Here is a 23,335-nt window from a genome sequence, read left to right on the forward strand (position 1 = left end):
TGCTTTTTTATTGTTTTATTTTACCAAACCGGCTTATCGATTTCCGGGTAGAATTCCACCAATAGCGGATTGTGATCTGAGGCTTTAGTCACCAACACCGATGCCTCCGCTACGCATAGGTTACGGTAAAAGATGAAGTCTAACGGGCGACCAAACGCTTTTCGACGATGATCGTTGATAAAATTAACCTCATGCAACGCCATATCACCAGCAAACTGATATAAAGCATTAATGCGCTTAAGGCTCCAAGCGTTGAAATCTCCCGCCATAATCACTGGCCCTTTATGGCTAGCGAGTTGCTCCCCTATAGGCCCTAACTGTTTACTGTAAACATTAACCCCTAAGCTGAAGTTCACCGCATGGACGTTCACTACCATCAACAGTTGGCCATTATAAAGTGGGTAAACAGTAATTAACGCAGACTTGGACAGACGCAACAATGGTTCGCGCTCACGTAACGGGCAACAATAAACCGGATGTGCAGCTGCAAGCGTCATTACACCGGAAGGATGTTGAGGTAATGCAAAAGCAGGTACCTGATCGGCCGCTAGATAGTTGGAGGTAGCAAAATTGACTAATTCAGGTGTGGCCTGCGCCTCTTGTAATAAAACCAGTTGCGCATCTTTTCCATAATTTTTCAACACCGAAAGCCAGTCAGCGCGCTGTTGTTTGAAAATATTCCATACCATTACCCGCAATACACTGGAAGCAGGTAATGCAACCCCATATGGTAAAGGCTGGTTGATAACTCCAGGAAAAATTCGCTCAACTGGTTGACCTGCGACATACCTCATTGCATAAGTTAGTTTCGGCATGTTATTCGCCTATTTTCCATCAGTATAAAACTGGTAGCAGTGTTATCACTACTAATGAAATGATTATACGCTTACATGACTCTACAGGCATCGTAATTAAAGAATTCATCGCATCTTGTTATAGCGGTGGGATTAGGCTGTGTCCCCTTAACTGTACGCGAGCGCCGCTGGCGGTCATTGCGCACAAGCAAGGCGTGAGCCTCGAGGTTGGGTGGACCCAACAAGCGGCGAACAACGCAGCAATGCACGCCAATGGCGCCAGCCTGTAGGGTCACGCCCCAAAAGCCCATTCTCTGTGTTGTCTGGCTTGAACAGAGGGCGACTCTGCCCGTCCCCCTCCGCCTTGATAATGGGCTTTTGGGGCAGCGACGGCACCACGGACAGTTAAGGGGACACAGCCTAGTTAATTTCAATTGGCTAAACGTATACGTCTGTAAAAGTTACTCTTGAAGGGTGATGCATGCTATGCGACTCAAACTTTAACCATAGCTATGTCTGGGGCAGGACTTATGCCACCTGCTTTAGATATACCACACGAGGCAAGTGGAAAACAATGCAGCCATTTTTTACTTATATGACTCAGATATTGCCTGCACTGTGGTGCTTGCGCGCCCTTCACACCACCTCTTGACAGGAAACGTTGGAGGGCTAGGGGAAGAAGTGGCATGCACCCGATAGTAGTACATTATCTTGGCCCTGGCAGTACTCCGATAAACTCCTACTTTAGTAATAGGAGCACTTTTGATGCCGTTGGCTTATTGCTCAAAGATAATGACAACATGTTGTGTGTTCACGGTACTTTTTATGCGAAAAAGCCCTGAGTTATAAACTCAGGGCTTATCAATAAGTGGCGGAACGGACGGGGCTCGAACCCGCGACCCCCTGCGTGACAGGCAGGTATTCTAACCAACTGAACTACCGCTCCACCGATTCTTTTACGTTGCATTTTTCAATGCTGGCAAAAACACGCTCGTGTCTATGCCTATTACCAGGTGTCACTCTGATAACGCTTATTTAATGCCTGGCAGTGTCCTACTCTCGCATGGGGAGACCCCACACTACCATCGGCGCTACGGCGTTTCACTTCTGAGTTCGGCATGGGGTCAGGTGGGACCACCGCGCTATTGCCGCCAGGCAAATTCTGTTTCATCCCAACCGCTCACGCTTTCTCACGTGCAGCCATCAGAACCAATCCGGAACTTTCGCTGAAAACCGACTCTTTTCTCTCAAATCCAAAACACCTTCGGTGTTGTAAGGTTAAGCCTCACGGATCATTAGTACTGGTTAGCTCAATGCATCGCTGCACTTACACACCCAGCCTATCAACGTCTTAGTCTTAAACGTTCCTTCAGGGACCTTAAAGGCCCAGGGAAGACTCATCTCGAGGCAAGTTTCGCGCTTAGATGCTTTCAGCGCTTATCTTTTCCGCACTTAGCTACCGGGCAGTGCCATTGGCATGACAACCCGAACACCAGTGGTGCGTTCACTCCGGTCCTCTCGTACTAGGAGCAACCCCTCTCAATCTTCCAACGCCCACGGCAGATAGGGACCGAACTGTCTCACGACGTTCTAAACCCAGCTCGCGTACCACTTTAAATGGCGAACAGCCATACCCTTGGGACCTACTTCAGCCCCAGGATGTGATGAGCCGACATCGAGGTGCCAAACACCGCCGTCGATATGAACTCTTGGGCGGTATCAGCCTGTTATCCCCGGAGTACCTTTTATCCGTTGAGCGATGGCCCTTCCATTCAGAACCACCGGATCACTAAGACCTACTTTCGTACCTGCTCGAGCCGTCACTCTCGCAGTCAAGCTAGCTTATGCCTTTGCACTAACCTCACGATGTCCGACCGTGATTAGCTAACCTTCGTGCTCCTCCGTTACTCTTTGGGAGGAGACCGCCCCAGTCAAACTACCCACCAGACACTGTCCTCACCCCAGATTATGGGGCAGAGTTAGAACATCAAACATTAAAGGGTGGTATTTCAAGGTTGGCTCCATGCAGACTGGCGTCCACACTTCAAAGCCTCCCACCTATCCTACACATCAAGGCTCAATGTTCAGTGTCAAGCTATAGTAAAGGTTCACGGGGTCTTTCCGTCTTGCCGCGGGTACACTGCATCTTCACAGCGAGTTCAATTTCACTGAGTCTCGGGTGGAGACAGCCTGGCCATCATTACGCCATTCGTGCAGGTCGGAACTTACCCGACAAGGAATTTCGCTACCTTAGGACCGTTATAGTTACGGCCGCCGTTTACTGGGGCTTCGATCAAGAGCTTCGCGTTGCCGCTAACCCCATCAATTAACCTTCCAGCACCGGGCAGGCGTCACACCGTATACGTCCACTTTCGTGTTTGCACAGTGCTGTGTTTTTATTAAACAGTTGCAGCCAGCTGGTATCTGCGACTGGCTTCAGCTCCGAGAGCAAGTCTCTTCACCTACGTGCCAGCGTGCCTTCTCCCGAAGTTACGGCACCATTTTGCCTAGTTCCTTCACCCGAGTTCTCTCAAGCGCCTGAGTATTCTCTACCTGACCACCTGTGTCGGTTTGGGGTACGATTCTGTGTTACCTGATGCTTAGAGGCTTTTCCTGGAAGCTGGGCATCAACCACTTCGCCACCGTAGTGACTCGTCATCACGCCTCAGGGTTGATATGCAACCGGATTTACCAGGTCACACCCCCTACACGCTTAAACCGGGACAACCGTCGCCCGGCTAGCCTAGCCTTCTTCGTCCCCCCTTCGCAGTAACACCGAGTACAGGAATATTAACCTGTTTCCCATCGACTACGCTTTTCAGCCTCGCCTTAGGGGTCGACTCACCCTGCCCCGATTAACGTTGGACAGGAACCCTTGGTCTTCCGGCGAGCGGGCTTTTCACCCGCTTTATCGTTACTTATGTCAGCATTCGCACTTCTGATACCTCCAGCAGACCTCACAGTCCACCTTCAACGGCTTACAGAACGCTCCCCTACCCAACAACGCCTAAGCGTCGCTGCCGCAGCTTCGGTGCATGGTTTAGCCCCGTTACATCTTCCGCGCAGGCCGACTCGACCAGTGAGCTATTACGCTTTCTTTAAATGATGGCTGCTTCTAAGCCAACATCCTGGCTGTCTGTGCCTTCCCACATCGTTTCCCACTTAACCATGACTTTGGGACCTTAGCTGGCGGTCTGGGTTGTTTCCCTCTTCACGACGGACGTTAGCACCCGCCGTGTGTCTCCCGTGATAACATTCTTCGGTATTCGGAGTTTGCATCGGGTTGGTAAGCCGGGATGGCCCCCTAGCCGAAACAGTGCTCTACCCCCGAAGATGAGTTCACGAGGCGCTACCTAAATAGCTTTCGGGGAGAACCAGCTATCTCCCGGTTTGATTGGCCTTTCACCCCCAGCCACAAGTCATCCGCTAATTTTTCAACATTAGTCGGTTCGGTCCTCCAGTTAGTGTTACCCAACCTTCAACCTGCCCATGGCTAGATCACCGGGTTTCGGGTCTATACCTTGCAACTAGACGCCCAGTTAAGACTCGGTTTCCCTACGGCTCCCCTATTCGGTTAACCTTGCTACAAAATATAAGTCGCTGACCCATTATACAAAAGGTACGCAGTCACCCCCATTAAGAAGGCTCCCACTGCTTGTACGTACACGGTTTCAGGTTCTATTTCACTCCCCTCGCCGGGGTTCTTTTCGCCTTTCCCTCACGGTACTGGTTCACTATCGGTCAGTCAGGAGTATTTAGCCTTGGAGGATGGTCCCCCCATATTCAGACAGGATGTCACGTGTCCCGCCCTACTCATCGAACTCACAGAATGTGCATTTTAGTGTACGGGGCTATCACCCTTTACTGCGCGACTTTCCAGACGCTTCCACTAACACACACCCTGATTCAGGTTCTGGGCTGTTCCCCGTTCGCTCGCCGCTACTGGGGGAATCTCGGTTGATTTCTTTTCCTCGGGGTACTTAGATGTTTCAGTTCCCCCGGTTCGCCTCCTGCCACTATGTATTCATGACAGGATAGTGCAACGAATTGCACTGGGTTTCCCCATTCGGGTATTGCCGGTTGTAACGCTTCATATCAGCTTACCGACACTTATCGCAGATTAGCACGCCCTTCATCGCCTCTGACTGCCTAGGCATCCACCGTGTACGCTTAGTCACTTAACCTCACAACCCGAAGATGTTTCCATCGTTCGTGCTGCAAACATTTGAGAGACTCTCTGACAGGTTAGTCCTTATCTCAATACTTTTACGGAGAGATAAGTTTCAGCTGTCAGGTTTCAATTTTCAGCTTGTTCCAGATTGTTAAAGAGCAATATCTTAAACACGACTCGAAAGTCATCTTTAAGATATTCGGTGATAATGTCTTTCACTCATTATCGAATTGGCGTCCCCAAGGGGATTCGAACCCCTGTTACAGCCGTGAAAGGGCAGTGTCCTAGGCCTCTAGACGATGGGGACCCGAAATTTGCTTATCGAATCACCGATTCGATAATTTCGGGTAAAGGTGAGATTTTTCAAGAAAAATCGAGCGCCATTGTGACTTGTCACTGCACTTGACAGCCACAAACCGCACAGCACTTAACCACCCATACCACAGGTTTTTTGCTCATTACTTTTCATCAGACAATCTGTGTGGACACTGCACTCAACTAATATCTTTAGGTAAGGAGGTGATCCAACCGCAGGTTCCCCTACGGTTACCTTGTTACGACTTCACCCCAGTCATGAATCACAAAGTGGTAAGCGCCCTCCCGAAGGTTAAGCTACCTACTTCTTTTGCAACCCACTCCCATGGTGTGACGGGCGGTGTGTACAAGGCCCGGGAACGTATTCACCGTAGCATTCTGATCTACGATTACTAGCGATTCCGACTTCATGGAGTCGAGTTGCAGACTCCAATCCGGACTACGACGTACTTTATGAGGTCCGCTTGCTCTCGCGAGGTCGCTTCTCTTTGTATACGCCATTGTAGCACGTGTGTAGCCCTACTCGTAAGGGCCATGATGACTTGACGTCATCCCCACCTTCCTCCGGTTTATCACCGGCAGTCTCCTTTGAGTTCCCGACCGAATCGCTGGCAACAAAGGATAAGGGTTGCGCTCGTTGCGGGACTTAACCCAACATTTCACAACACGAGCTGACGACAGCCATGCAGCACCTGTCTCACGGTTCCCGAAGGCACTAAGCTATCTCTAGCAAATTCCGTGGATGTCAAGAGTAGGTAAGGTTCTTCGCGTTGCATCGAATTAAACCACATGCTCCACCGCTTGTGCGGGCCCCCGTCAATTCATTTGAGTTTTAACCTTGCGGCCGTACTCCCCAGGCGGTCGATTTAACGCGTTAGCTCCGGAAGCCACGCCTCAAGGGCACAACCTCCAAATCGACATCGTTTACAGCGTGGACTACCAGGGTATCTAATCCTGTTTGCTCCCCACGCTTTCGCACCTGAGCGTCAGTCTTTGTCCAGGGGGCCGCCTTCGCCACCGGTATTCCTCCAGATCTCTACGCATTTCACCGCTACACCTGGAATTCTACCCCCCTCTACAAGACTCTAGCTTGCCAGTTTCAAATGCAGTTCCCAAGTTAAGCTCGGGGATTTCACATCTGACTTAACAAACCGCCTGCGTGCGCTTTACGCCCAGTAATTCCGATTAACGCTTGCACCCTCCGTATTACCGCGGCTGCTGGCACGGAGTTAGCCGGTGCTTCTTCTGCGAGTAACGTCAATGAACAGTGCTATTAACACTGAACCCTTCCTCCTCGCTGAAAGTGCTTTACAACCCGAAGGCCTTCTTCACACACGCGGCATGGCTGCATCAGGCTTGCGCCCATTGTGCAATATTCCCCACTGCTGCCTCCCGTAGGAGTCTGGACCGTGTCTCAGTTCCAGTGTGGCTGGTCATCCTCTCAGACCAGCTAGGGATCGTCGCCTAGGTGAGCCATTACCCCACCTACTAGCTAATCCCATCTGGGCACATCCGATGGTGTGAGGCCCGAAGGTCCCCCACTTTGGTCTTGCGACGTTATGCGGTATTAGCCACCGTTTCCAGTAGTTATCCCCCTCCATCGGGCAGTTTCCCAGACATTACTCACCCGTCCGCCGCTCGTCACCCAGGGAGCAAGCTCCCCTGTGCTACCGCTCGACTTGCATGTGTTAGGCCTGCCGCCAGCGTTCAATCTGAGCCATGATCAAACTCTTCAATTAAAAGCTTGATTTGCTTCAACTCGTGAAGCGATGCTCGAAAATTAACTTTCGTAATAATTCATTCGCATGAATTACTGCTTGGTCACTCTTCAAGACTTGATATTTTTTTGCTGCCTAAGCAGCTGGATATCGTCTTGTGAGTGCCCACACAGATTGTCTGATAAATTGTTAAAGAGCGTTGGTTACCGGAAACTTTCACGGTAACGCGGGAGGCAGATAATACGCTTTCCCGCTGAAGAGTCAAGCCATTTTCTTATTAAGAAGTGGTGTTTTCACCGGCTTGCTGCTTCCTGCCTGGGCAACCTGCTTTGCTATAAAGAAGTCGTTGTTCCCGGTCAGTGGAGGCGCATTATAGGGCGTTCTAAAAACACCGCAACCCCTAATTTAAAAAAATGTTTCAAATGAGCAAATAACAACCAAAAACACCATTTAAGGATGTTTTATAGGCTGTAAAGTGAGACTTTAGGGACCTGAAGAAAGCAAATACTGGGCAAAGTTGGATAAAGACACAATATAGAGGGGCGCTAAAAAACGCCCCTTTGCATAGTTACAAACAGCGGCGATGTTTATTGTTTGGCAACAATGTGATCGTTTTCAGCATCCAACGTCACCGGTTTGCCAGGAATTAGCTTGCCGGACAGGATTTGCTGCGCCAACGGATTTTCGATTTCCTGTTGGATAGCTCGCTTCAATGGCCGCGCCCCATAAACTGGGTCATAACCAGCCTTACCCAACAGCTCCAGCGCAGGTTCCGTAATACTAACTTCATATCCACGCTCTTCCAGACGTTTATAAAGACGTGCCAATTGGATCTTGGCAATTTGCGCAATGTGTTTCTGACCTAGCGGATGGAAAACCACTACTTCATCTATACGGTTGATGAATTCTGGACGGAAATGATGACTTACCATCTCCATGACCGATTCTTTCATCTGGGCATAGTTAACCTTGCCAAAGTGCTCTTGGATCATATCAGAGCCCAGGTTAGAGGTCATAATCACCACTGTATTGCGGAAATCAACGGTACGGCCTTGCCCATCGGTAAGACGCCCATCGTCCAACACTTGCAATAGAATGTTGAATACATCCGGATGTGCTTTTTCCACTTCATCGAGCAGGATCACTGAGTAAGGGCGGCGGCGAACAGCTTCTGTCAGATATCCCCCTTCTTCATAGCCGACATAGCCAGGAGGTGCTCCCACTAGGCGTGATACGGAATGTTTCTCCATAAACTCGGACATGTCGATTCGAACCATAGCATCGTCGCTATCGAACAAGAACGATGCCAACGCTTTACACAGTTCGGTTTTTCCTACCCCGGTAGGGCCAAGGAACAAGAAGGAACCGATCGGGCGATTAGGATCTGAAAGACCAGCACGGCTGCGACGAATAGCGTTAGACACCGCATTGACTGCCTCATTTTGGCCAATCACGCGTGAATGTAGTTCCTGCTCCAGGCGTAACAGTTTATCACGCTCGCCTTCCAGCATTCTGGCAACAGGTATGCCGGTCGCTTTCGCCAACACTTCTGCAATCTCGGCATCGGTAACACGGTTACGCAACAACTTCACCGTTTTGCCTTCAGCCTGCGTTGCCGCAGCAAGCTGTTTTTCCAACTCAGGGATTTTGCCATACTGAAGTTCAGACATACGCCCAAGGTCACCCACACGGCGTGCCTGTTCAAGCGTGATCTTGGCCTGCTCAAGCTCAGCTTTGATATTCTGAGTGCCGGAAAGAGAGGCTTTCTCTGCTTTCCATTCTTCTTCCAGCTCCGAATATTCCCGCTCTTTCTGATCTAATTCGTCGCTCAGCATTTCTAAACGTTTTTTACTGGCGTCATCCGATTCTTTATTTAGAGCCTGTTGCTCCAGCTTCAACTGAATGATACGGCGTTCCAGACGATCAAGAGACTCTGGTTTTGAATCCATCTGCATGCGGATACTAGATGCCGCTTCATCGATCAGGTCGATAGCTTTATCAGGCAGTTGGCGGTCAGAAATATAACGGTGCGAGAGAGTCGCCGCAGCCACAATCGCCGGGTCAGTAATCTGCACATGGTGATGCAGTTCATAGCGTTCTTTCAAGCCACGTAAAATAGCAATGGTATCTTCAACGCTCGGTTCCGCTACGTAGACTTTCTGGAAACGGCGCTCTAACGCAGCATCCTTCTCTATATACTGACGATATTCGTTTAGTGTGGTCGCGCCGACGCAGTGCAGCTCACCACGTGCAAGCGCTGGTTTGAGCATGTTGCCGGCATCCATCGCTCCGTCAGCTTTACCGGCACCTACCATGGTGTGCAACTCATCAATGAACAGAATGACACTGCCTTCCTGTTTGGAGAGGTCGTTCAGTACCCCTTTTAAACGTTCTTCAAACTCCCCACGATATTTTGCTCCAGCAATCAACGCGCCCATATCAAGGGAAAGAACTCGCTTATGTTTCAGCCCTTCGGGCACTTCACCATTAATAATGCGTTGTGCCAAACCTTCAACAATGGCGGTCTTACCGACCCCTGGCTCACCAATCAGTACCGGGTTGTTTTTGGTCCGACGTTGCAGTACCTGAATGGTTCGACGGATCTCTTCATCACGGCCAATCACCGGATCGAGTTTGCCCTGTTCGGCACGCTCGGTAAGGTCGATAGTGTATTTTTTCAATGCCTGACGCTGATCTTCAGCACCTTGATCATCCACGTTTTCACCACCCCGCATTTGTTCAATGGCCTTGGAGACTTTTTCTGCCGATGCACCCGCCGCTTTCAACAGGTCGGTCAAGCTACCGCGATCTTCAAGCACCGCCAGCACAAACAGTTCGGAAGAAATAAACTTATCCGCGCGCTTTTGCGCCAGCTTGTCGCACAGATTGAGTACACGAACCAGTTCATGGGAAGGTTGAACATCACCACCAGTGCCTTCAACTTGCGGTAGACGAGCCAGTGCCTGCTCGATATCTGTGCGAACACGCGTAGCGTCGATCCCGGCGGATGTCAGTAATGGACGAACCGTACCCCCTTCCTGATTGAGCAAAGCGCTCATCAGATGTAACGGTTCAATAAATTGGTTGTCGCGCCCAAGGGCTGAGGATTGGGCATCGGCGAGGGCAAGCTGGAATTTGTTAGTAAGACGATCCAGACGCATAACACCTCCGATATAGGTCAAAATTGCTACTGGAGATTAAATGAGGTCATCCCTCAAATTTTCAAGGTTATCTCGACACTATATTATAAGTACCACGTCATGCATCTGTGGATCGTCCTAAGGCAGTAGGTTATATCACCCAGATCAAACTTGCCAGACGTCCGGTTAATCCATCGCGTCGATAGGAGAAAAAATGACTCATTTGAGTCACAGTGCAGTGTTCTCCGCCATAAATGGCGGAAATACCTGCCCGCTGCAAACGCTGACGTGCCAAAAGATAGATATCTGAGAGAAACTTTTCGCCATGAGGAATAAACGCATCATCAGCAGTAGTGTCTGCAATGATAAAGGCATCCCGTACTTCTGCACCAACTTCAAACTGATGTGGACCAATGGCTGGGCCAAGCCAAGCAGTTATTTTATCTGGCGCGGCAGTAAAACGTGCAACGGTATTTTCCAATACGCCATTGCTTAACCCCCGCCAACCAGCATGAGCGGCTGCGACTTCATCGCCCGTTTGTGAAGCAAACAATACGGGTAAACAATCAGCAGTCATTACTGCACAGACTAGCCCCGAAACATTAGTATAAACCGCATCGGCCCGCAAATCTGTGGGGATTTGCCCATCTAGAGTCAGAACCTTTGTGCCATGCACTTGCTCAAGCCAGACCGGCATCTTTGGCAAACCCGCTTTTTCTACCAGCAATTGACGATTACGCTCGACAGCTTGTGCATCGTCACCCACATGAGCTCCTAGGTTAAACGAATCGTAAGGTGGCAAACTGACGCCGCCATGACGAGTGGTGCTATAGGCTTTAATTCCCGCAGGCAGCGGCCAATCAGGTAGAATAAGCGCGTTCATTACTAATCCATTTGATCTTTGAATTCTTCAGTATCCGCTTTTAGCGCATCAATCAGTTTAACCATATCCTGCGGCAATGGCGCATGCCATTCCATCTGAATGCCACTGATAGGATGATAAAGGCGCAACATGGTAGCGTGCAGAGCCTGACGATCAAAACCGCGCAACGTATTGATAAACGCATCAGAAGCGCCCTTCGGTGGGCGTGGGCGGCCACCATAGAGTGGATCTCCTACCAATGGATGATTAATGTGTGCCATATGTACGCGGATCTGGTGCGTACGGCCGGTCTCCAGACGTAGACGCAAGCGAGTGTGTGCGCGGAAATGTTCCATGATACGGTAATGGGTAACCGCAGGTTTGCCCATCGGGTGCACAGCCATATGAGTTCGCTTGGTAGAGTGGCGCGCTATCGGTTCTTCTACTGTACCGCCAGCTGTCATTGTACCGATCGCCACAGCTTCATATTCACGGGTAATATCACGTGCCTGGAGCGCTTCTACTAGTCTGGTTTGAGCTGGAACGGTTTTTGCTACCACCATAAGGCCGGTAGTATCTTTATCCAGACGATGGACTATACCTGCACGCGGCACATCAGCAATAGCCGGGAAGTGGTGTAATAATGCATTCAATACTGTGCCATCTGGGTTACCTGCCCCTGGGTGTACAACCAGATCACGAGGTTTGTTGATCACCATAATATCGGCATCTTCATAGACGATATCCAGTGCAATATCCTGAGCTTCCCAACGGTCCTCTTCTTCTATCAGGGCATCAATGGCGACTGTTTCTCCCCCTAGCACCTTCTCTTTCGGCTTGTTTACCGTTCTGCCATTGACCAGAACCCGATCTTCAAGGATCCAATCTTTTATACGCGATCGTGAATAATCAGGGAACAATTCGGCCAAAGCTTGATCTAAACGTTGTCCGAGTTGAGTTTCGGCCACCGTTGCGGTGAGTTGTAATTGTTGTGCCATATGCAGCTTCTTCGTTAACGTTGGGTTTCACGGCGATGCCGTTTAATATATTGTGTTATTGTAAATGGTCTTTTGTCGGGAGCTTAACGGACAGTCTCCTGAAATAACACCCTGAGGATAATCAAAACGTCATGACGCGTATGAAATATCTGGTGGCGGCAGCCACATTGAGCCTGGCGCTGGCAGGTTGCTCCACATCCAAAGATGTAGTTCCCGACAGCCCGCCTGCGGAAATCTACGCTACTGCACAGCAAAAACTGCAGGACGGTAACTTTAAGGGCGCGATTACGCAACTTGAAGCGTTAGATAACCGCTATCCATTTGGGCCGTACTCTCAACAGGTCCAGTTGGATCTGATTTATGCCTACTATAAATCTGCCGATTTACCGCTGGCGCAAGCCTCTATCGATCGCTTTATGCGCTTGAATCCAACACATCCGAACATCGATTACGTCCTGTACATGCGTGGTCTGACGGATATGGCACTGGATGATAGCGCGTTGCAGGGCTTCTTTGGAGTTGACCGTTCTGACCGGGACCCGCAATTTGCTCGTTCAGCATTCCGCGACTTCAGTCAGTTGATTCAGCAGTATCCGAACAGCCAGTATGCGACTGATGCTTACAAACGTCTGGTATTTCTGAAGGACCGTTTGTCGAAGTATGAGCTTTCAGTGGTGGAATACTACACTAAACGTGGTGCCTACGTCGCGGTCGTTAATCGTGTTGAGCAGATGATGCGAGAATTCCCGGATACTAAAGCAACCCGCGATGCACTTCCGCTGATGGAAAACGCCTATCGGCAACTACAATTGAATGCTCAAGCCGACAAAGTAGCGAAAATTATCGCAGCTAACCCGTCTTAAGCAGTGTATGACACGATGTACAATACAAAACGGCAGCTCAAGCTGCCGTTTTCATTTGCCGTAAACTCAATGGTGCTTGAATAAATGCACAATAAAAAACACGGCGTTAGTGAGAATTAACCCTCTCGTTAACCTAACGATAATGCGCGATTTACTGCATAGACTCAAGCGTTAGATGAAAGTTTCAGATGTTAAATCACAGATTAAGTTAACCATACAAAAAGTGAAAAAAATAAGTCATTTCTCTCACGCATTTCAGCCAAAAGCGGGGTATGCTAAATCTATACAAGACGGAAAGACTGAGAGAGGTAGGTTATATGACAATCAACATTACCAGCAAACAAATGGATATTACCCCCGCAATCCGTAGCCACGTCGAAGACCGTCTCACCAAACTGGATAAATGGCAGGCACAACTGATTAACCCACACATTGTTTTATCTAAAGAGCCTAAAGGGTTTTCTGCAGACGCAACCATTACCACACCTAACGGCCCACTGATCGCTAACGCAAAACATGAAGACCTGTACGCTGCTGTTAATGAATTAATCGCCAAGCTTGAACGGCAGTTGAACAAAGTACAGCATAAAAGTGAAGCACGCCGCGCATATGCCAGTGTGAAAGACATGGCTCCAGAAGTGATACCCGAAGAGGAATAACCCAGTATCCGATTGTTTTGCATTAAACGCGCCCTTCGGCGCGTTTAATGTTGGCAGTTTTTATTGACAGAAAGAAAAGCCGGCGGTTACTTTAAAGCTTGGTTAACCCATTTTTGGACAGTTATGAGCCACAAACCGTTCTTCTTCGCATTCTTTTTTACCTTCCCCTGACTGGGAGGCGTTTCGTCGTGTGATAAAGAATGCGAAGACGAACACTAAAGCCTCCCGGAACAGGAGGCTTTTTTTATGACCATTTGACAACATTACCCTATAGACTTCACGTCGCAGCCTAACGGCCAACTCTCGAAAATAAGTGAGTTAATTGTCTGATGTAACAACGCTGCAGCTTGAAAGACGATGGAATATAAAAATACAAGGCAAAGCTGATTATGACTGATAACCCGTTACTCGTGCTACGCGAACGCATCAGCACACTAGATATGAAATTGTTGGCCCTACTGGCTGAACGCCGTGAACTAGCGGTGGAAGTGGGTAAAACCAAACTCCATTCACACCGTCCGATCCGCGATAAAGAGCGTGAGCGTGATCTACTGAACGCACTGATCACCGCAGCAAAACCTTATGATCTCGATGGATTTTACATCACTCGCCTATTCCAACTGATTATAGAAGATTCCGTTCTCACCCAGCAGGCCCTGCTACAGCATCAACTTAATAGCATTAGCCAACATTCTGCTCGCATCGCTTTCCTTGGGCCAAAAGGTTCTTACTCTCATCTAGCAGCACGCCAATACGCCGCTCGTCACTTCGATCAGTTAATCGAATGTGGTTGCCAGAAATTCCAGGACATCTTCACTCAAGTTGAAACGGGTCAGGCGGATTACGCTATTTTACCTATCGAAAACACAAGCTCAGGCTCAATTAATGATGTGTATGACCTGTTACAACATACCAGTCTTTCGATCGTAGGTGAGCTTACTCTGCCAATCGATCACTGTGTGTTGGTAACAGGTGCAACAGATCTGAGCCAGATCGACGTTGTCTACAGTCATCCGCAACCTTTCCAGCAATGCAGTCAATTCATTAATCGTTACCCACATTGGAAAATTGAGTATTGCGAAAGTACCGCAGCCGCAATGGAGAAAGTCGCCGAATTAAAATCGCCAAAAGCGGCAGCATTAGGCAGCGAGGCCGGTGGCGCGTTATACAACCTACAGGTTTTGGAACACAATCTGGCTAATCAGCAGCAGAACATTACCCGCTTCATCATACTGGCACGCAAAGCCATTGACGTTTCCGAACAGGTTCCAGCCAAAACCACATTGATTATGGCAACTGGTCAGCAATCAGGTGCCCTGGTTGAAGCATTATTAGTGCTGCGTGACAATGGCATTATCATGACCAAACTGGAGTCACGCCCGATCAATGGCAACCCGTGGGAGGAGATGTTTTACATCGATGTCCAAGCTAACCTGCGTTCTGATGCGATGACGAAGGCGCTTAAAGGTTTAGCTCCCATCACCCGTTCACTGAAAGTTTTGGGATGTTATCCAAGCGAAAACGTTGTACCCGTTGATCCGTCTTAGCAAGTAAAAAGGGTTCGACATTGTCGAACCCAATACTAGGCTGTGTCCCTTAACTGTACGCGAGCGCCGCTGGCGGTCATTTGCGCGCAGAGCAAGGCGTGAGCCGCGAGGTTGGGTGGACCCAATAAGCTGGGAACAACGCAGCAATGCACGCCAATGGCATCAGCCCGTAGGGGCTGCGACGGCACCACACACAGCCTAGACTCTTTAATTAACTGTGATCACCTGGCATCAACGACGCTCAAGATTCCATACTGGTGCGTTATTGGCGGCTGTCGTTCGCTTGCAACAGCAATGAACGGCTTTCAACGAGGAAACGCTGAGCGTAATCACCGAACCAGTGTTCAACCTTCTGGAAACTTTGGATAAATGCCTGTTTATCGCCCTGTTCCAGCAGTTTGATCGCCTCACCAAAACGTTGATAATAACGTTTTATCAGGCGAATATTTTCATCAGAGGACATAATGATATCCGCGTATAACTGCGGATCCTGAGCAAATAAGCGGCCTACCATTGCCAGTTCCAGCCGGTAAATCGGTGAAGACAGTGTCAGCAATTGTTCCAACTGCACATTTTCTTCCGCCAGATGCAAACCATAGGCAAAAGTGGCAAAGTGACGTAACGCTTGAATAAAGGCCATATTCTGATCGTGTTCAACAGCGCTGATGCGATGCAACCGCGCGCCCCACACTTGCAATTGTTCTAGTAACCACCGATAGGCTTCAGGCTGGCGACCATCACAATACACGACGACCTGTTTGGCAACGCTACCAACATCAGGACCAAACATAGGGTGCAACCCAAGTACCGGGCCACCATGCCTTGCCAACATCGCCTGCAATGGACGATTTTTTACCGAAGCCAGATCGACCAAAATGCAGTCCTCCGGCAGAGTCGGCAGTTGGTTTATCACCTGTTCTGTAACATGTATGGGGACACTAACAATCACCATACCAGCATCTGCGAGTAACTCATCAGCCTGTGGCCAGTCTTCCTGATCAAGTACCTTTACCTGGTAACCAGAAAGCGTCAGCAACCGATTGAATAGCCGCCCCATCTGCCCTTTACCACCAATAATAACCACAGGACGCAGTTGCGGACACAACGTCTTAAAACCTTTGTCATTCTCGCTGGTATATGACTCGCGCATTACGCGTCGCAGCACGTCTTCGATCAAATCTGGCGAAACACCAAGGCCTTCAGCTTCTTTGCGACGAGAGGCCAGCATTGCAGCCTCTCGTTCAGGAACATAGACCGGCAACCCATAGTGGCTTTTGACTTCTCCTACCTCTGCCACCAATGCCAAGCGCTTTGCCAATAATGCTAATAGAGCTTTATCTACTTCATCAATTTGATCGCGTAGTGCGGTCAGTTCAGCCACCATAGCTTACTACTCTCCAGTGCGTGCCATCAGCGCCGCACCAAGTTCCTGGTGCATTTGGCGCAACAGAGTCTCTGTGCTTTCCCAGTTGATACAGGCATCCGTCACAGAAACGCCGTAACGCATCTCTGCACGGGGCTGCTCAGAAGACTGGCTACCCTCATTCAGATGGCTCTCCAGCATGATACCTGTGATCGAACGGTTACCTGCCTTAATCTGCTCTACCACAGATTCAGCAACAGCAGGCTGACGACGATAATCTTTATTAGAGTTACCATGGCTGCAATCTATCATCAAGGAAGGATGAAGTCCTGCTGCCTGCATCTGTTTTTCACACGCCGCAACGTGTTCTACACTGTAGTTCGGTGTCTTTCCTCCGCGGAGGATCACATGCCCATCTGGATTACCCTGGGTTTGCAACAGGCAAACCTGCCCAGACTGGTTAATACCGACAAAACGATGCGACATTGACGCGGCACGCATAGCATTAATCGCAGTTCCAAGGCTACCATCGGTACCATTCTTGAAACCTACTGGCATTGAGAGGCCTGAAGCCATTTCGCGGTGCGTTTGAGATTCTGTTGTACGGGCCCCGATCGCAGACCAACTGAACAGATCGCCCAGATATTGAGGGCTGTTAGGATCCAATGCTTCAGTCGCCAGCGGTAATCCCATACCAACCAGATCCAACAGTAAGCGGCGTGCAATGTGTAAACCGGCCTCGACATCAAACGAACCGTCCATATAAGGATCGTTGATCAGCCCTTTCCAACCCACAGTCGTTCTTGGCTTTTCAAAATAGACACGCATAACGATATACAGCTGATCACTCAATTCATCCGACAACGTCTTCAGACGACGTGCGTAATCTAGCGCAGCATCAGGGTCATGAATCGAACACGGCCCACAAACCACCAGCAGGCGATGATCTTGCCCTTTGAGAATATTGGCAATTGTTTGACGGGCAGCCGCAATTTCACTTTCATCGCGAATACTTAACGGAAACTGTTGCTTTAGCTCTTCCGGAGTGATCAGAACCTGTTCTGCACTGATATGTACGTTGTTGAGCACGTCTTTTTGCATGATGCTGCTTCCTGTCTTTAGCTGTTATGCGTGAGCGTTGTTAGAACATTGAGTGTTGTAGATTAATACACTACCATATATTGTAAATTTTTAAATCCATTCTTTGTAAATAAAAAATTACTATTTAAATAAAAATGACAACCGGATAGTTGAATTATAACAATACAATGATTTAATTAATAAAAAATAAATTGGCTTACCAATGGCTCGTTGAAAGCCTCATTGTTTTTTGTAAACCTTTTGATACAAACATATTATCAATGAGAGTTAAAAGCCATTACAGCGGATAAAATTCTGGCTTCAAGGTAAAGTCCCTTACCTGAGAGCTTCAAGTTCCTTAGGGCGGATGCAGCTATGATACATTGCACTTCAGGTCAACTTTCTTCATTTTCGGGCAAGAAAAAGTATATTTTTCGTTCACATTAATTCAACAACATATCAAGAGGCGTTAATGTTCAAACAAGGAGATTTGATCTTTACACAAATTGGCTCCGCCTCAAACGCAATATCGGCAGTTACAGAAGGGTACCGTGGAGCCCGGGTAAATCATGTCGGGGTGATTGTAGTGAATAACAGAGGGACTTTCGTACTCGAAGCGTTTCCTCCAGAGGTTCGTGTTACCAGCCTATCCGTTTTCCTGCGGCGCTCAGAATTCAAGTTTGGAAAACCCAGATATATCCTGACTCGGCTGCATCGACAATTCCGCTCTCTTATTCCTAACGCTATTCAATATGGCCTTGAGCAGCGAAATAGACCTTACGACCAGCTCTATCTCACCGAAACTTCAGCGTTGTATTGCAGTGAACTTATCGTGGATATGTTCAGGTATGCTAACGGAGGAAATGAATTTTTTGTCGAACAGCCAATGAGTTTTCATGACCCAGCATCTGGAAAAATCCTTCCAGTCTGGATCGAATACTATGCGAAATTTGGTATGAATGTGCCACAGGGGCAACCTGGCTCAAATCCTGGCTCAATCAGTAAAGACGAGCGCCTGAGTATCATCGAAATTCAAGGCCCTCCTAGCGGGTATATCTAGGCTTTGTACCTTTGCCATCAAACTGAAAATTTTAACATGCTTCGTATCTCAAAACGTGCAGTATGGCCAGTTTGTATCACAACATAAAAAGGGGATCACCATAACGGTAATCCCCTGATAACTATTAACTTTTGGATGCAGCGCTAGCTGTATCTTAGTTAAGACGCTCTTTGATACGAGCAGCCTTACCAGTACGCTCACGCAGGTAGTACAGTTTGGCTTGACGAACGGCACCACGACGCTTAACAGTAATGCTGTCGATTACTGGGGAGTGAGTCTGGAATACACGCTCAACACCTTCGCCGTTGGAAATCTTACGAACAGTGAATGCAGAGTGCAGACCGCGGTTACGAATAGCGATAACCACGCCCTCGAATGCCTGCAGACGCTTTTTACTACCTTCAACGACCCATACCTTAACTTCCACGGAATCACCCGGACGGAATGAAGGTACGTCTTGCTTCATCTGCTCTTGTTCAATTTGCTTAATAATGTTGCTCATAATATGTCTCTTACCCTAGGTAAACTGATATATCGGTCTCGTCGAGACAATGCTCAGACGTTTCCTTCATAGTCCTGTCGCTTGGCGTGATGTTCCCGTTGGAACTCAGCCAGCAACACCGCTTGCTCGTCAGTCAGAGCTAGGCTTTCTAGAAGTTCAGGTCTTCTAAGCCAGGTACGGCCCAGCGACTGCTTTAAGCGCCAGCGACGTATCTCGGCATGGTTGCCCGACAGCAAAACTGGCGGAACCTCCATCCCTTCCAACACCTCCGGGCGGGTATAGTGTGGACAGTCCAACAACCCATCAGCAAAGGAATCCTCTTCTGCTGAGGCCTGATGGCCCAGAACACCCGGTATAAAACGGGCGACTGAATCGATCAGAGTCATTGCCGGCAGTTCGCCACCGCTGAGTACGTAATCGCCGATTGACCATTCTTCATCAATTTCGGTTTGGATCACGCGCTCATCTATCCCTTCGTAACGGCCACAGACCAGAATCATCTTCTGATTAGCCGCCAGTTCGCACACACCAGCTTGATCCAGTTTGCGCCCCTGAGGTGACAGATAAATCACCTTTGCTCCCTCGCCTGCCGCTGCTTTCGCTGCATGAATAGCTTCCCGTAAAGGTTGCACCATCATCAGCATTCCCGGGCCACCGCCATAAGGGCGGTCATCCACGGTACGATGCCGGTCGTAGGTGAAGTCACGTGGACTCCAACACTGCACGCTCAGCAGGCCATTCTTTACTGCCCGGCTAGTTACCCCGTAGTCGGTGATCGCACGGAACATCTCAGGAAACAGGCTTACAATACCAATGAACACCAGCCAATCCCCATTGTGTTATTCCACTTGCTTCGACCATTTAATCCGGAGGTCAAAAACCAGGATCCCAATCTGCCTCAATAATTTTGGCAGCGAGATCGACTTTCTTGATAACCTGCCCATGAAGAAACGGAACTAACCGCTCCTTCATACCGAATGCATCTTTCAGGTTTGCTCGCACAACCATTACGTCGTTTGAACCGGTTTCCATCATATCAATGACTTTACCCAGCTCGTATCCAGAGGGGGTGACTACCTGGCAGCCCATTAGGTCTTTCCAGTAATAATCATCGCCTTCCAGAGGAGGCAACTGCTCGGAATTCACGACGATTTCGCAATTCGTCAGTAAATTCGCCGCATCCCGATCGTCAATACCTTTTATTTTGATGATCAGGTCCTGGCTGTGGCGCTTCCAGTCTTCCAGCTCAACAAGCTGCCATTGACCAGAACGCTGGATAAACCAAGGCTGATAGTCAAATATGCTTTCGGCGTTCTCGGTGGATGAAAATACTCTGAGCCAACCACGGATGCCGTAAGTAGACCCCATTTTACCGAGTACAATCGGCGTGATCGGTGCTACCGGTTTGAGTTGCTTGCTCATTGCCACCACCGCGACAGATTAAGCTGCTTTCTTAGCGTCTTTGATCAGCGCGTGAACGCGATCAGAAACGGTTGCACCCAGACCAACCCAGTGCTCAATACGGTCCAGATCCAGACGCAGAGCTTCAGCCTGACCAGATGCGATCGGGTTGAAAAAGCCTACACGCTCGATGAAACGCCCATCACGAGCATTACGACTGTCGGTCACTACTACTTGATAAAACGGACGCTTTTTAGCGCCGCCACGTGCCAAACGAATTGTTACCATAACATCCTCTTTAGTTAATAAAACAGCCGGGCCCCATTGAGGGACGGGGCCCGGTTGCAATATAAAAAGCCCAAAAATTTTACTCATTTTGGCGCAAAAAGCAATCTAAAGCGTCGATTGCCAAGAAATCGCTTTGCAGCCATCACACTTTCAGGCAGTTTTTACCACGAAGGGTAAATCAGCAAACCTGCCGCACGACCAATGCGGACAGATCTTAACGGCCTGGGAAGCCTGGCGGCATCATACCTTTCATGCCACGCAACATCTTCGCCATCCCGCCTTTTTTCATCTTTTTCATCATGCGTTGCATTTCGTCGAACTGTTTCAGTAAGCGGTTGACGTCCTGCACCTGCATACCCGCCCCCATGGCAATTCGACGTTTGCGCGAACCTTTGATTATTTCAGGTTTAGCGCGTTCTTTCAGTGTCATCGAATTGATGATCGCCTCCATACGCACCAGCACTTTATCGTCCATTTGTGATTTCACGTTATCTGGCAGTTGGCCCGCGCCAGGCAATTTGCTTAACATACTGGCCATGCCACCCATGTTGCGCATCTGTTTCAGTTGTTCAAGGAAATCGGTCAGATCGAAACCATCACCCTTCTTCAACTTGTTAGCCAACTTTTCCGCCTGCGCGCGGTCAACCTTGCTTTCGATATCTTCGATCAGTGACAGCACATCGCCCATGCCTAGAATACGTGAAGCGACGCGATCGGGATGGAAAGGTTCAAGTGCATCGGTTTTCTCACCCACACCGAGGAACTTGATTGGCTTACCAGTAATGTGACGAATCGATAAAGCCGCACCTCCGCGAGCATCACCATCAACCTTGGTTAACACCACGCCCGTCAGCGGTAGTGCTTCGTTGAAGGCTTTAGCGGTGTTAGCTGCATCCTGACCGGTCATAGCGTCTACGACAAACAGCGTTTCCACCGGCTTGAGCGCCGCATGTACCTGTTTGATCTCATCCATCATCGCTTCATCGACATGCAAACGGCCTGCGGTATCGACGATCAATACGTCATAAAACTTCAGCTTGGCCTGCTGCAATGCGCGATCAACAATCTCGATTGGTTTTTCTTTGATGTCTGACGGGAAGAAGTCAATACCAACGCCTTCAGCCAAGGTTTCCAACTGGCGGATCGCTGCAGGGCGATACACATCGGCTGATACCACCAAAATCTTTTTCTTCTGTTTTTCTTTCAAAAACTTACCGAGCTTGGCAACACTGGTGGTTTTCCCCGCCCCCTGTAACCCTGCCATCAACACGACTGCAGGTGGTTGGGCTGCCAGATTCAGCTCAGTGTTTATTTCACCCATCGCGGCAATCAGTTCGTTTTTGACGATCTTGACGAACTCCTGGCCTGGCGTCAGGCTTTTATTCACCTCATGACCAACCGCGCTCTCTTTTACGCGATTGATGAAGTCACGCACGACAGGTAGCGCAACATCCGCTTCCAGCAGTGCCATTCGTACTTCACGCAGAGTATCTTTAATATTTTCTTCTGTCAGCCGGCCACGGCCGCTGATATTGCGCAGAGTGCGCGATAATCGATCGGTTAAATTTTCAAACATCGTCTCATGCTCAACGTAAGAGTCAGGCCGCAGTGGCGACACAATTGCGGCGATTATAACACGAAGCTGCTACGATCTCTGCTTCAGCGTTGGAGATTGGTTGGAGTGGGACACGCTCGACGTTATACTGATACTCAAATTAACCATGCCGATGCGAAATAACGCTATGCCAGTTTTTTCTATTATGGCTCTGATGGCCTACCTGCTAAGCCTTGGACTGATCATTCCCAGTTTGTTGCGGAAGAATAGCGCATACCGTCAGTTGGCCCTTGTTTCAGCCGTTGTAGCACTGTTCTGTCATGCTATTGCGCTACAGCAGCGTATTTTTGATGTCAGTACTGGGCAAAATCTGAGTCTACTGAACATTGGCTCTACCGTCAGCCTAATCATCTGTTCGGTGATGACCTTCGTCGCCTCACGCGATCGTGGCTGGTTTCTGCTGCCGATTGTCTACAGTTTTGCGATGATAAACTTGGCATTTGCCAGCTTTCTGCCTGGTGAGTTTATTACCCATCTGGAAGCTAGCCCAGAGTTGATGGTCCATATTGGTCTGGCGCTATTCGCATACGCAACGTTAATTATCGCCACGCTTTATGCTCTGCAACTCGCCTGGCTTGATTACTTGCTCAAGCACAAAAAACTCAGCTTTAGTGCCGATATGCCACCACTAATGAGCATTGAACGTAAAATGTTCCACATCACTCAGATCGGCGTAGTGCTGTTAACGTTAACCTTGTGCACTGGCCTGCTCTATATGGATAACCTGTTCAGCAAAGAGAATGTACATAAAGCCGTGCTTTCTATTACTGCCTGGTTTGTCTACATCGTTTTGCTATGGGGACACTACCATGAAGGTTGGCGTGGTCGGCGCGTTGTCTGGTTCAGCTTCGCTGGCTCTTTTCTTCTCACGCTGGCCTACTTCGGTAGCCGCCTAATCCAAGAAGTCATGGTGCGCTAAAATAGAATCTAGCGTACCTGATCCCGGTTAGGTTTTTTCC

Annotated in this window: 17 protein-coding genes, 2 tRNA genes, 3 rRNA genes and 1 other annotated feature; of the genes, 6 read left to right on the forward strand and 16 right to left on the reverse strand. The window is 49.0% G+C overall.

From position 1 onward, the window contains the following. Positions 1-20: 20 nt before the first annotated feature. From OK023_RS14185 to rluD, 9 genes are all read right to left on the reverse strand, one after another. Positions 21-815 carry an endonuclease/exonuclease/phosphatase family protein gene (locus OK023_RS14185; RefSeq protein ID WP_317693350.1) on the reverse strand — a complete coding sequence of 265 codons (795 nt, stop codon included), beginning with the start codon at positions 813-815 and terminating at the stop codon, positions 21-23. Positions 816-1,663: 848 nt separating this feature from the next. Further along, positions 1,664-1,740: transfer RNA gene (locus tag OK023_RS14190), tRNA-Asp, on the reverse strand. A 94-nt stretch (positions 1,741-1,834) separates the two neighbouring features. Continuing rightward, positions 1,835-1,950 (reverse strand): 5S ribosomal RNA (gene rrf / locus OK023_RS14195). 118 nt (positions 1,951-2,068) lie between these two features. Beyond that, positions 2,069-4,978: ribosomal RNA gene (locus OK023_RS14200) — 23S ribosomal RNA — on the reverse strand. Between the two features lie 218 nt (positions 4,979-5,196). Continuing rightward, positions 5,197-5,272, reverse strand: a tRNA-Glu gene (locus OK023_RS14205). Between the two features lie 205 nt (positions 5,273-5,477). Then, positions 5,478-7,019, reverse strand: a 16S ribosomal RNA gene (locus OK023_RS14210). The 16S, 23S and 5S rRNA genes sit together here with 2 tRNA genes alongside, the layout of an rRNA operon. Before the next feature lie 566 nt (positions 7,020-7,585). After that, positions 7,586-10,159 (reverse strand): ATP-dependent chaperone ClpB, encoded by a 2,574-nt coding sequence (gene clpB / locus OK023_RS14215; protein WP_317693351.1) that lies wholly within the window; start codon positions 10,157-10,159, stop codon positions 7,586-7,588. A gap of 130 nt (positions 10,160-10,289) precedes the next feature. Then, the gene (gene yfiH / locus OK023_RS14220) at positions 10,290-11,021 is read right to left on the reverse strand and encodes a purine nucleoside phosphorylase YfiH (RefSeq protein ID WP_317693352.1); all 732 of its coding nucleotides are present in this window, start codon (positions 11,019-11,021) and stop codon (positions 10,290-10,292) included. A gap of 2 nt (positions 11,022-11,023) precedes the next feature. Continuing rightward, positions 11,024-11,998, reverse strand: coding sequence for a 23S rRNA pseudouridine(1911/1915/1917) synthase RluD (rluD, locus tag OK023_RS14225; protein WP_317693353.1), 975 nt, complete (start codon positions 11,996-11,998; stop codon positions 11,024-11,026). Positions 11,999-12,129: 131 nt separating this feature from the next. Here rluD and bamD point away from each other — a divergent pair, with 131 nt between their 5' ends. The 4 genes from bamD (at position 12,130) to pheA (ending at position 15,067) form a co-directional block, all read left to right on the forward strand. Next, positions 12,130-12,861: an outer membrane protein assembly factor BamD gene (gene bamD / locus OK023_RS14230; RefSeq protein ID WP_317693354.1), complete on the forward strand. Its 732-nt coding sequence runs from the start codon at positions 12,130-12,132 to the stop codon at positions 12,859-12,861. A gap of 317 nt (positions 12,862-13,178) precedes the next feature. Then, positions 13,179-13,520 carry a ribosome-associated translation inhibitor RaiA gene (gene raiA, locus OK023_RS14235; protein WP_317693355.1) on the forward strand — a complete coding sequence of 114 codons (342 nt, stop codon included), beginning with the start codon at positions 13,179-13,181 and terminating at the stop codon, positions 13,518-13,520. Between the two features lie 122 nt (positions 13,521-13,642). Then, positions 13,643-13,768 (forward strand) — a sequence feature (Phe leader region). After that, complete coding sequence (pheL, locus tag OK023_RS14240) at positions 13,644-13,691, forward strand: pheA operon leader peptide PheL (RefSeq protein WP_317697730.1); 48 nt, start codon at positions 13,644-13,646, stop codon at positions 13,689-13,691. (Overlaps the previous feature by 48 nt.) A 141-nt stretch (positions 13,769-13,909) precedes the next feature. Next, entirely contained in the window at positions 13,910-15,067 is a 1,158-nt protein-coding gene (pheA, locus tag OK023_RS14245; protein ID WP_317693356.1) for a bifunctional chorismate mutase/prephenate dehydratase, read from the forward strand. Positions 15,068-15,329: 262 nt separating this feature from the next. On the opposite strand, the gene tyrA is transcribed toward pheA, so the two are convergent. Then, the gene (gene tyrA, locus OK023_RS14250; RefSeq protein ID WP_317693357.1) at positions 15,330-16,451 is read right to left on the reverse strand and encodes a bifunctional chorismate mutase/prephenate dehydrogenase; all 1,122 of its coding nucleotides are present in this window, start codon (positions 16,449-16,451) and stop codon (positions 15,330-15,332) included. Positions 16,452-16,457: 6 nt separating this feature from the next. After that, on the reverse strand, positions 16,458-17,531 hold the full coding sequence (locus OK023_RS14255) for a 3-deoxy-7-phosphoheptulonate synthase (protein ID WP_317693358.1): 1,074 nt from the start codon (positions 17,529-17,531) through the stop codon (positions 16,458-16,460). Positions 17,532-17,982: 451 nt separating this feature from the next. Between OK023_RS14255 and OK023_RS14260 the strand changes: the two genes are divergently transcribed. Then, positions 17,983-18,570 carry a YiiX/YebB-like N1pC/P60 family cysteine hydrolase gene (locus OK023_RS14260; protein ID WP_317693359.1) on the forward strand — a complete coding sequence of 196 codons (588 nt, stop codon included), beginning with the start codon at positions 17,983-17,985 and terminating at the stop codon, positions 18,568-18,570. A 154-nt stretch (positions 18,571-18,724) separates the two neighbouring features. Here the strand turns inward: OK023_RS14260 and rplS are convergent, their stop codons facing one another. From rplS to ffh, 5 genes are all read right to left on the reverse strand, one after another. After that, on the reverse strand, positions 18,725-19,072 hold the full coding sequence (gene rplS, locus OK023_RS14265) for a 50S ribosomal protein L19 (RefSeq protein WP_025423346.1): 348 nt from the start codon (positions 19,070-19,072) through the stop codon (positions 18,725-18,727). A gap of 53 nt (positions 19,073-19,125) precedes the next feature. Continuing rightward, a complete protein-coding gene (gene trmD / locus OK023_RS14270; RefSeq protein WP_317693360.1) occupies positions 19,126-19,893 on the reverse strand; it encodes a tRNA (guanosine(37)-N1)-methyltransferase TrmD in 768 nt (255 codons plus the stop codon). Between the two features lie 52 nt (positions 19,894-19,945). Further along, complete coding sequence (gene rimM, locus OK023_RS14275; protein WP_317693361.1) at positions 19,946-20,494, reverse strand: ribosome maturation factor RimM; 549 nt, start codon at positions 20,492-20,494, stop codon at positions 19,946-19,948. Between the two features lie 18 nt (positions 20,495-20,512). After that, positions 20,513-20,761 carry a 30S ribosomal protein S16 gene (rpsP, locus tag OK023_RS14280; RefSeq protein WP_004932501.1) on the reverse strand — a complete coding sequence of 83 codons (249 nt, stop codon included), beginning with the start codon at positions 20,759-20,761 and terminating at the stop codon, positions 20,513-20,515. Positions 20,762-20,975: 214 nt separating this feature from the next. Continuing rightward, positions 20,976-22,337, reverse strand: a complete 1,362-nt coding sequence (gene ffh, locus OK023_RS14285; protein ID WP_317693362.1) for a signal recognition particle protein — start codon at positions 22,335-22,337, stop codon at positions 20,976-20,978. A gap of 166 nt (positions 22,338-22,503) precedes the next feature. On the opposite strand from ffh, the gene OK023_RS14290 reads away from it, so the two are divergent. Continuing rightward, positions 22,504-23,295, forward strand: coding sequence for an inner membrane protein YpjD (locus tag OK023_RS14290; RefSeq protein ID WP_317693363.1), 792 nt, complete (start codon positions 22,504-22,506; stop codon positions 23,293-23,295). Positions 23,296-23,335: the final 40 nt, after the last annotated feature.

It is taken from the genome of Serratia sp. UGAL515B_01 (assembly GCF_033095805.1).
Classification (GTDB): Bacteria; Pseudomonadota; Gammaproteobacteria; order Enterobacterales; family Enterobacteriaceae; genus Chania.

What these genes read in the sequence shown, in the direction of transcription:
- OK023_RS14185 (WP_317693350.1), bottom strand. Translation starts at nt 815, where the DNA reads ATGCCGAAACTAACTTATGCAATGAGGTATGTCGCAGGTCAACCAGTT.
- clpB (WP_317693351.1), bottom strand. Translation starts at nt 10,159, where the DNA reads ATGCGTCTGGATCGTCTTACTAACAAATTCCAGCTTGCCCTCGCCGAT.
- yfiH (WP_317693352.1), bottom strand. Translation starts at nt 11,021, where the DNA reads ATGAACGCGCTTATTCTACCTGATTGGCCGCTGCCTGCGGGAATTAAA.
- rluD (WP_317693353.1), bottom strand. Translation starts at nt 11,998, where the DNA reads ATGGCACAACAATTACAACTCACCGCAACGGTGGCCGAAACTCAACTC.
- bamD (WP_317693354.1), top strand. Translation starts at nt 12,130, where the DNA reads ATGACGCGTATGAAATATCTGGTGGCGGCAGCCACATTGAGCCTGGCG.
- raiA (WP_317693355.1), top strand. Translation starts at nt 13,179, where the DNA reads ATGACAATCAACATTACCAGCAAACAAATGGATATTACCCCCGCAATC.
- pheA (WP_317693356.1), top strand. Translation starts at nt 13,910, where the DNA reads ATGACTGATAACCCGTTACTCGTGCTACGCGAACGCATCAGCACACTA.
- tyrA (WP_317693357.1), bottom strand. Translation starts at nt 16,451, where the DNA reads ATGGTGGCTGAACTGACCGCACTACGCGATCAAATTGATGAAGTAGAT.
- OK023_RS14255 (WP_317693358.1), bottom strand. Translation starts at nt 17,531, where the DNA reads ATGCAAAAAGACGTGCTCAACAACGTACATATCAGTGCAGAACAGGTT.
- OK023_RS14260 (WP_317693359.1), top strand. Translation starts at nt 17,983, where the DNA reads ATGTTCAAACAAGGAGATTTGATCTTTACACAAATTGGCTCCGCCTCA.
- rplS (WP_025423346.1), bottom strand. Translation starts at nt 19,072, where the DNA reads ATGAGCAACATTATTAAGCAAATTGAACAAGAGCAGATGAAGCAAGAC.
- rimM (WP_317693361.1), bottom strand. Translation starts at nt 20,494, where the DNA reads ATGAGCAAGCAACTCAAACCGGTAGCACCGATCACGCCGATTGTACTC.
- rpsP (WP_004932501.1), bottom strand. Translation starts at nt 20,761, where the DNA reads ATGGTAACAATTCGTTTGGCACGTGGCGGCGCTAAAAAGCGTCCGTTT.
- ffh (WP_317693362.1), bottom strand. Translation starts at nt 22,337, where the DNA reads ATGTTTGAAAATTTAACCGATCGATTATCGCGCACTCTGCGCAATATC.
- OK023_RS14290 (WP_317693363.1), top strand. Translation starts at nt 22,504, where the DNA reads ATGCCAGTTTTTTCTATTATGGCTCTGATGGCCTACCTGCTAAGCCTT.